Origin of the sequence: Methanobrevibacter sp., assembly GCF_045541095.1 — an archaeon.
GTDB lineage: Archaea > Methanobacteriota > Methanobacteria > Methanobacteriales > Methanobacteriaceae > Methanocatella.
The window spans coordinates 1-10,683 of record NZ_JAZQIJ010000224.1; the positions used below are offsets into that span (position 1 = coordinate 1).

Annotated in this window: 3 protein-coding genes; all 3 read right to left on the reverse strand. The window is 31.7% G+C overall.

The window, feature by feature from the left end; translation table 11 throughout:
* Positions 1 to 127 precede the first annotated feature (127 nt).
* On the reverse strand, positions 128 to 3,505 hold the full coding sequence (locus ACKI2P_RS09670) for an Ig-like domain repeat protein (RefSeq protein ID WP_407377214.1): 3,378 nt from the start codon (positions 3,503 to 3,505) through the stop codon (positions 128 to 130).
* A gap of 25 nt (positions 3,506 to 3,530) precedes the next feature.
* On the reverse strand, positions 3,531 to 6,200 hold the full coding sequence (locus ACKI2P_RS09675) for an Ig-like domain-containing protein (protein WP_407377215.1): 2,670 nt from the start codon (positions 6,198 to 6,200) through the stop codon (positions 3,531 to 3,533).
* 24 nt (positions 6,201 to 6,224) lie between these two features.
* On the reverse strand, positions 6,225 to 10,683 hold a 4,459-nt coding region (locus ACKI2P_RS09680; RefSeq protein ID WP_407377216.1), incomplete at its 5' end, for a hypothetical protein.

The following is a 10,683-nucleotide window of genomic DNA, read 5'->3' on the forward strand; positions in this document are numbered from 1 at the left end:
TACTAGTTTCATTATCCAATGCAATATCATCTGAAGCACAGGCAAAACCCATACTTACAAACAATATTGAAAAAACTAATAAACATTTAAAAAATTTATTCATAATCCCACCACACAAATAAAATTTTTACATTACTTTAACCTTAGTTTTTAAACTAATTTTGTAGTAATTTATGCTTACAGTATAACTTTTACCTTTACTGAGTTTACTAATCACATTTTTCTTAATTGTGACTTTAGCTATTCCGTATTTATCAGTTTTTGCTGCGTATTTTTTACCTTTAAACTTGAATATTATAGGTTTATTTTTTAGTTTCTTGTTAAGTTTTACTGTCAATACCAACTTTTTAGCAGTCTTTTTAACCTTAACTGTCTTTTTGGAAGTTAAAATCTGCTTTACTTTAACAGTGTTTTTAATGCTGTCTCCTTTATATGATGCTGTAATAGCATATGTTCCAGTTTTAACAGTGGATGGAATTTTAAAACTTACAACCCCATTCTTATCGGTTTTTACAGTATAACTCTTTTTATTTAACTTGATTACAACATTCTGGTTTGCACCAACCGCGTTACCATCATCTCCATAAACCTTAAAAGTGTATTTGCTTCCATCAAAATAGTACATATTGATGTTTTTATTTCCACTGAATCTGGAAACAGTAATATTATCAGTAATATTTTGATACAAATAGATAATTCTGATATGATGAGCTCCCACTGCTAAATCCGAATTAACACTTGCTATACCCTTACTGTCAGTGACTGAAATGAAAGATTGTCCGTCAATTGAAAACAACACTTCCCTATTAGAAACACCATTTCCGTCTTCATCGTATAATGTTGCAGAAAGAACATTTGATTGCAACGGATTTAACATGATGCTAAATGTTTTGACATGAACGTTTAAATCGACTTTATTGCCGGCATAATTCTCATCACCGTCATAAACAATTGAAACATTATGGTCTCCGGATCCCACATTTGAAACTTCAATTATTGCTTTACCATTATTAATTGCTGTTGTGTATTCATCGTTTGCGAAGTAAAGGGTTATATTGCCTGTTGCATCATTATCAACTGCAACATTAAATATTATATTTTCTCCACTAACAACATCTTCATTATAGTTTACTTTTATATCGCACACCGGAAGAACAGAGAACTTTGCATTTGTAATATCAGTATCGTAATTTGGATTATTGAAAATTGCATTTGCGTAATATTGTCCAACAGGAAGAGATAATTCGGTTTCACCCTGACCTCCAGCTACCCTAACATTTACTAAAGTGCCATTAACGTCAATATTGTAATCACCGTCAACCCATGCATGAACAGTTATCACAACAGGATTTCCGTAACCTACATTACTTGCAGAAACATTAATAGTATTTGTTGCTTTTAATATATTGAAAGTAGTAGCAGAACTAGTTGAACTAGTAATGTTTTCACTAGCCATATTTTCTGCATACATATAATATTTTCCTATATTTAATACTGGAAAAACAATATAATCATCATCCGAGGTTGTTGAATAAACTCCCCTTCCGTCTTCATTATATACTGTTACAAGAATATAAGTCATATTTTCCACATTGAAAGAAATTACAGGATTTCTTCCATAATTAAAATCATTTACAGGATTTATTGAAATTGAGGAACCTGTTTTTAAAATTTTGAACAATTTGGAATCCTGACTGCCCAGATATTTGCTATTTGGGACATTATATACTGTGATTTTATAATATTCCTCCTGGGCAGGCAAATCAACATATACACGTCTGGAATATTCATTAACAGTGCTGTTGTAATAAACAGCTGACCCATCCTCATTTGTAATGACTGCCACTACATCAGTACGATACATAATATTAAATGGTATAACACACTGCCCATATATAAATTCTTCTTTATCAGTGATATTAAGACTGATTGAACTTGCAGGCCTATTTAAGGTAAACTTACCATTGCATTGTACAGAAGTATAATAATCATTATCTGAATGATATGCTTTATAAGTATACTGTCCATCTTTCAAAAGGAAAAGATTGTAATATTGCTGACCGAATGTATTTGTCATAAAGGTAGTGTTTATTAAAAGATTTTTACTTGAATCATAAATTTCTAATGTAATGTTTTGGCCACTGGCACCATTATTGTCTGCTTCCTTATCACTATTGGTTATATTTCCATTGTAATATCTTACATCTTTCAATTCAATACGTGTATCTGCATAAATGGCATTGACGTAATTGTTCCATCCTTTAAGCTCTAAAATTAAATTTCCATTAGTGAAATTTCCTGTTAATGAGTAAGATTTTACCTTATTATTATAGAATTCTGAACTGGATATAGTGCAATTCAAATTATAAGTTAATGGAGCCCAATAAATTGCACTACCTTTTTCAAAAGCAGTGTTAAATTCGAAATTTGAACCTTCTATATTGCTTTGTGAATTATTTAAAAGTATTGCTCCACCTTCATCAGCGGAATTACGTTCAAAACCACAATATTCCACCATGTTAGTAGAATTGACAAAGGATATAGAACCGCCTTTTGATGCAGAGTTATTTATAAAAAAACTTGAAACAAGATTTGCAGCGGAGTTGAGGAAGTACAATGCACCTCCTTCATTAGCATTACTGTTGAAAAAGGAGGCGTAACTGATATCAATTTGATTACATGAGTTTAAAAATACTGCACCTCCATTTTTACTAGCAGTATTATTCATAAATTTGTCGAATTCCATTTCTAATTTACGACCATCCCAATAAATTGCACCACCATCTACTGCAGTGTTTCCTATAAAGTCAGAGCCGATTATAGTACCCTGATTATTTGTACAGTAAACTGCACCACCTTTTTGTGCATGATTAGCTGTGAATGTGGAAAATGATAAATCAATATCTTTTTTAGAAAATACAGCTCCCCCATTTTGTTCTGCTGAATTATTTTCAAAAGTACAATAAACTAAGCTTGATTCAACTTCACAATATACTGCTCCACCTAACTTTGCAGAGTTATTGATAAAAGTACAATTGGATACATTTAAAAGTCCTGAACCTGCATAAATTGCTCCGCCATTTACACTTTTGGCGTTTTTAAAGATCATATTCTTCAATACTACATTTGAAGCATGTTCAATGTAGAAAATGCTTGATTTTTGCTGTGCATCAAGAGTGTGACCTTTTCCATCTATTGTCACTGTTTTATTTACATAAATATAATTTGAACTATCCTGATAGATGTCGTTATTCAAAAAGATTGTGTCACCAGCACTGCTGTAATAGATTACATCTTGAAGATCTGAGAATGTATTGCCGTTGACTTCCTTATTTGAACTCACAACATCTGAATAATTATTAGAATATAAAATATCATCTGAATAAATTATATTGTCACTAACTATAGTGTCATTTGTAATATCATCAACTTCAGCTGCACCCACAACACCCATTATCAACAATAATGCTGCAAATGATATTAAAATGATTTGATATTTCTTCATTTTCTTACACCCTTTGATTTAATAATTATTTTAGAACTTTAACTGTCTTTTTGACTGTTTTACCATAAGTTACTTGATACTTTATTTTTTTACCAACTTTAAGCTTTTTAAGAATATCTTTTGTAATGGTTATTTTTGCAACACCTTTTTTGTTGGTTTTAGCTTTAATAATTTTTTTGACGAATTGGAACTTGAGCTTTTTATTTTTAGCTACTTTACCATAAATTTTCAAACTAGCAGTAATTACTAACTTTTTAGCTGATTTTTTAACCTTAACTGTTTTCAGAGTTAACTGAATTTTATTCTTAACCTTAAAACTTACAGATTTGGTAGCTGATTTAAATACATTATCTTCAGCAAATGTAGCCACTGCAGAATATGTGCCCACATTAATTCCGGAAATAGTTTTGGTTCCTTTACCTTTAACCACACTAATAGTATAAGTTTTTGAGCCGATTTTAACCTTTACAGTGCCTGTAAATGAACTGACAGTTTTTACAGTGACGACCGTTTTTTTACCCTGATAAAAACTTGGAACAGAGATTGTTAATTTAGGGTCCTTGAAACCAACATTTGTAATGTTTACAAGATCATGTTCGTAGAAAGCTGCGTATTTATCATCACCAGCATATAAAAATGTAGTGTTATAAACTCCATCAGCCAAATCATAAATTTTAAAGGTTGCATTACCATTTTCCAAAGTTTTTTTGATAGAATAATTACCAATTGTAATCAGAAACTCGCCAGTAGCATCACTTGGGCAATTAACAATAATTGTTGGTATTGCATAGTAAGTAGGAATAAATATATCAACCTGAGGTTCGACTTTTGCAAGGTAAACATCTTTATAAAGCTCATAAGAATTATCTTTTTCATCAGTTAAAACGACACCAATATTGTTTTCTTTACCTTTTAACCCAAATACAGAGATGTTATTAATGCCTCCTAAAGCAGGAGTGGTTGAAAATAACTCATTGTTAACATAAACATCAATATTGCCGCTGAATCCGAGAGGCAAGTCCAAAATTATATTTCCTTCCCCATTTTGGGAAAATTCATCTGGGATACTTAACACTTCAGGTCCAACATTCACAGTATATTTATATGGAACATTTTTGCCTGCTTCACCATCATAATAATAGAAAGGATCCTCATACAAATCAAAGCCGTTATATTTTAGTGTGAAGACATTTTCACCCAAATGCAAATAAGAAGAAGGAATTGAGAAATTTATTTTACCATTTTCGATTGTGACATTTGATACGAATTGGTCATTGCAATATACGGTAATGTTGCCTGTTACCCCAATATCAACATTAACATTACTGCTTTCACCAATAGTCAGATTGTTTTTAAACTCAACATTAGGAATAACTTCGAAAATGAATCCTTCGTCAATCTGATAGGTTTCATCATCATATTGCAGTAAAACTGCATGTGAACCGACCTGCAATGAATTCAATGAATAATTAACCATTCCGTTAACAATATCAACACTTTCCACATCTGAAAAATCCAAAGTGATGTTTACTTTACCTTGAGCATCACCCGGAAACTTCAGAACGATTTTCTCATCACTGCCATATCTTACAGTTGTTGGTACATATACCATAGGATTTAAGTATAACTTGAATGATTTTTCACCATATTTCACGTCATTATATGTAAAGTTTAGAGGAGTTTCGTATAAATTAAAATCAGACAGTGTTAAATTTGCAAAACCGTCTTCCAAATCAATGCGGTAAATTTTATTGTTGACTCTGATTTCATTACTGCTTGCATCACCAGGCAACATAACTATGAAATTAATTTCATCACCGTAATCATAGACAGGATTTACAGCAACATCAAAAAGATATGTGACGTTGATTTTGCCTGTGAAAGATACATCTTCCCAGTTGCCGCCATAATATGAAACTTCGTATGTGTGTTGACCTACGGAATAATTTTTCATATCAACAAGAATAGCCGGTTTTAATTCACCTGCCCCAGTGTCATTTTTTAAATCAAAAACCTCACTGTCGATTATCTTCTTACCATCAATTAAAACGCTGAGATTTCCTAAAGTACCCTCTACATAAATGCTAATAAAACTGTTCATAGGATCTCCAATGACAATTTCATCAGGAGCTATAACTTTTACATGATTCGCATCCTCAACAAAGTGAACAATACCATCATTACTTTCACTTAATGTAAATCCGTACTTATAAATTACATTCACATAATATACATCCGGAACTAAATTTAATCTAATGTCACTTGGCCTGATATAGAAATATGAATACCCAGTATCATTTTCATCCGCTTCACTATATAAAGACTGAATATCATTATTGAAAACCTCTATCGCCTCTTCATCTTCACCAATTATAACAGAAACATTACCCTGAGACTGATTCGGCGCATATACATAAGCTACATAATCTGAATCGTTATAAATATCAACAGAATGCGGATTTAAACTAGAAAGATCATATGAATTCACTTCAACGTGAGTTTTACCACCAATAATCTCATCATCAACAGAACCAAGTTTATCATCAGCCCCATCAACAGCGAATTCATCAGCATCCACAGCATTTAATACATTATTGTTAATTTCACCATTTACTCCGTCATCGGTTGCGGAAACAAAACCCACACCCAACAACAAAATCAAAAATGCCATCAAACATATATTAATTTTTTTCATGAAAACACCCCCATAACACTCCAATTATATAACTTTAATTTTTGTTTTAATATTAATTTTATTATAGAATATTATTAAATTATATGATTTACCTTTATTAAGCTTTTTAATCACATTTTTCTTAATTGTTAGTTTAGCAATTCCATTTTTATTTGTTTTTGTAGTATATTTTTTACCTTTGAATTTGAATATTATCTTTTTGCCTTTTAGTTTCTTTTTAAGTTTTGCACTCACCACTAATTTTTTAGCTGTCTTTTTAACCTTAACTGTCTTTTTGGAAGTCAAAATCTGTCTTACTTTAATTGTATTTTTGATAGTTTGTCCTTTATATGTTGCTGTAATAGTATATTTTCCGAATTTTTTCAATGTATTTGGAATAGTGAACTTAACAACACCATTTTTATCTGTTTTAACTTTGTAAGTCTTTTTGTTTAATTTGATTACTACTACCTGATTTGCTCCAACCAATTTTCCGTTATTGCCATAAACCTTGAAGGTATACTTGCTTCCATCGAAATAGTACATATTGATGTTTTTGTTTCCGCTGAATCTGGAAACAACAGTAATATTTCTGGTAACATTTTCTGAGCGGTAAGTGATATTGATACTGTGAGTTCCGATATTCAATGATAAGGAAACACTGGCAATACCATTACGGTTAGTGACTGATTTAAATGTTTTTCCATTAATGGAAAACATGACTTCTTTGTCTCTAACAAGATTTCCATATTCATCAATCAATTTTACTGAATATGTAATTGATTTTGCCCATCCATACTTGACATCATATGCATCAATCATTACCTTTTTAATATAAACTGTAATATTTGAAGTTTTGGACACATAGTGATCATCACCGCCATAGTGAATAGTGACATTATAATAACCATGTTCTAAATCAGGAACAGTGAATAATGCAATTCCGGTATTAACCTCTACAGTGTAATCCTTACCAGCAACATGCATTGTCACATTTCCAGTTGCAGTTCTTGGAAGTAAAACATAAACATAAACATCATCACCATATGCTGCCACAACAGTCATGTCATAGTCCCCTACAGGTAAAACTTTGAATGTTGCATTTGATATGATTGAATCATAGTCAGGATTGCTGAATGAAACATTAGCATAATAACTGCCGACATCAAGGCTCAATGAAATGGAGCATGTACCATTTACAACACTGATTGTAGTCACATTACCATTTACATCAAGGACGTAAACACCATCAACATCAGCTAAAACAGTAATCACTGTCTCTTCACCATAAGTAACACTTTCAGCAATAACTATAACATTATTTATAGCCTTATAAACCTCAAACTCAGCATTAGTAATAATGTTTGAGTAGTTACCATTATCAAAAGTCACATTAGCATAATACTTACCTATACCCAGATGCAATGAAATGGAATATCTGCCGTCGACAACTTCAATTGTACTGACATCACCATTCAAATCAAGAATGTAAACACCATCAACATCAGCAACAACCTCAAGAACAACATCCTGACCGTAAGGAACATCTTTAACATTAACTTTAACATTATTTACAGCCTTATAAACCTCAAACACAGCATTAGTAATAATATTAGTATAATTTGCATCATCAGCAAAAGTCACATTAGCATAATACTTACCCGCAGCAAGACGGAGTGATTTAGAATACTTACCATTCACGACATTAATGGTACTGATTTGACCGTTGAAATCAAGAGTGTAAACACCATCAACATCAGCAGAAACAACAATCACAGTCTCTTTGCCATAAGTAACATTTTTAACATTAACTTTAACATTATTGATAGCCTTATAAACCTCAAACACAGCATTAGAAACAACAGAAGAATAATTACCATTATCTAAAGCAGTGACATTAGCATAATACTTACCAACACCTAAACTCAAAGATCTGGAATATTTACCGTTCACAACTTCAATTGTACTGACATCACCATTGAAATCAAGAGTATAATTACCATCAACATCAGCAACAACTTCAAGTACAACAATATCGCCATAAATAACACTATTAGCAATAACTTTAACATTATTTACAGCTTTATAAACTTCAAATACATCATTGGAAATAATATTTGTATAGTTTTCACTATCAAAAGTCACATTAGCATAATAACTACCTGCACCCAATGACAATGTAACATTACCCATATTATTTACAACAGAGACCTCCATAATAGTACCATTAACATCAACAGTATAAACGCCATCAACATCAGCGGCTACAAAAATTACAGCATTTTCACCATAAGTAACACTATTAGCAATTACATAAACATTATTAACAGCCTTATAAACCTCAAAGACAGCATTAGTACTCATAGTGGAATAATTACCATTATCAAAAGTCACATTAGCATAATACTTACCTGCTCCAAGAGATAAGGCAAGTCTACCTTTATTATTTACAACAGTAACATTATAAATAGTTCCATTAACATCAACAGTATAAACACCATCAACATCAGCAGAAACAATAATCACAGACTTTTTACCATAAGTAACACTCTTAGCACTAACTTTAACATTATTTTCGGCTTTATAAACCTCAAACACAGCATTAGTAATAATATTAGAGTAATAATCATTAACGAAAGTCACATTAGCATAATACTTACCTGCTGGCAGATTCAATGAAATAGAATAGGTTCCATTTACAACATCGATTGTAGTGACATCACCATTCAAATCAAGGGTATAAACACCATCAACATCAGCAACAACATAAATTACAGTTTCATTACCATAAATTACACTATTAGTAATAACTTTAACATTATTTACTACTTTAGAAATCTCAAATTCAATATTGGAAATGTCATTTGTATAATTTTCATTTTCAAAAGTCACATTAGCATAATACTTACCTGCCGGCAGATTCAATGAAATAGAATAGGTTCCGTTTTCAACCAGTATTTCGTTGACATCACCATTGAAATCAAGTATGTAAACACCATCGACATCAGCAGCAACCTCAAGAACTACTTCTCCACTATCCATATTTCCACCAATCATAACATAAACATTATTTACAGCCTTATAAACCTCAAACACGGCATTAGAAATAACAGCAGAATAATTCTCATGTTCAAAAGTCACATTAGCATAATACTTACCAGCACCAAGACGCACTGATCTGGAATATGAACCGTTAACAACCTCAATTGTAGTAATTTCACCATTCAAATCAAGAGTATAAACGCCATCCACATCAGCAGAAACAACAATCACAGACTCATTGCCATAAGTAACACTATTAACAGTAACTTTTACATTATTTATAGCCTTATAAACCTCAAACACATCATTAGAAATGATAGTAGAATAATTTTCGTTTTCATAAGTTACATTAGCATAATAATGTCCGGCACCCAAAGACAATGTTACGTTACCTGATTGACCATCAACAACAACTGTATAATAAGTACCGTTCACATCAACAGTATAATTGCCGTCAACATCAGCAGCAACAATAATCACTGACTTTTCACCATAAGTAACACTATTAGCAAAAACATAAACATTATTAACCGCCTTATAAACCTCAAAAGAAGCATTAGTTATAATATTAGTATAATTTGCATCATCAGCAAAAGTCACATTAGCACAATACCTGCCCACACCAAGACGCACTGATTTAGTATATTTACCCTTTACAACAGTGATATTATAAATTGTACCGTTCACATCAAGAGTGTAATTTCCATCAACATCGGCAACAACATGAATTACAGCCTTATCACCATACTTAACATTATTAACAGTGACTTTAACATTATTTTTTGCTTTGTAAACATCAAACACATCATTAGAAACAACAGCAGAATAATTGGCATCATCAAAAGTCACATTAGCATAATAATGACCTGCACCCAAAGACAATGTAACGTTACCCAGATTACCAACAACAGCAACATCCATAATAGTTCCATTAACATCAACAGAATAAACACCATCTACATCAGCAACAACAACTATTACAGATGAATTTCCATAAGTAACACTGCTAGCAATAACCTTAACATTATTTATTGCCTTATAAACCTCAAACACAGCATTAGAAACAACAGTAGAATAATTACCATCATCAAAAGTCACATTAGCATAATACTTACCAACACCAAGACGTAAAGATCTAGAATAAGTACCATTAACAACCTCAATTGTAGTGACATCACCATTCAAATCAAGAGTATAAACACCATCAACATCAGCAGAAACAACAATCACAGAATCTCTACCATAAGTAACACTATTAACACTAACTTTAACATTATTCAGAGCCTTATAAACCTCAAACTCATTATTAGAAACAACAGTAGAATAATTACCATTATCAAAAGTCACATTAGCATAATAATGACCAACAGCTAAAGACAGTGTTACGTTACCCAGATTATCAGCAACAGCAACATCTCTAATAGTGCCGTTAACATCAACAGAATAAACACCATCAACATCA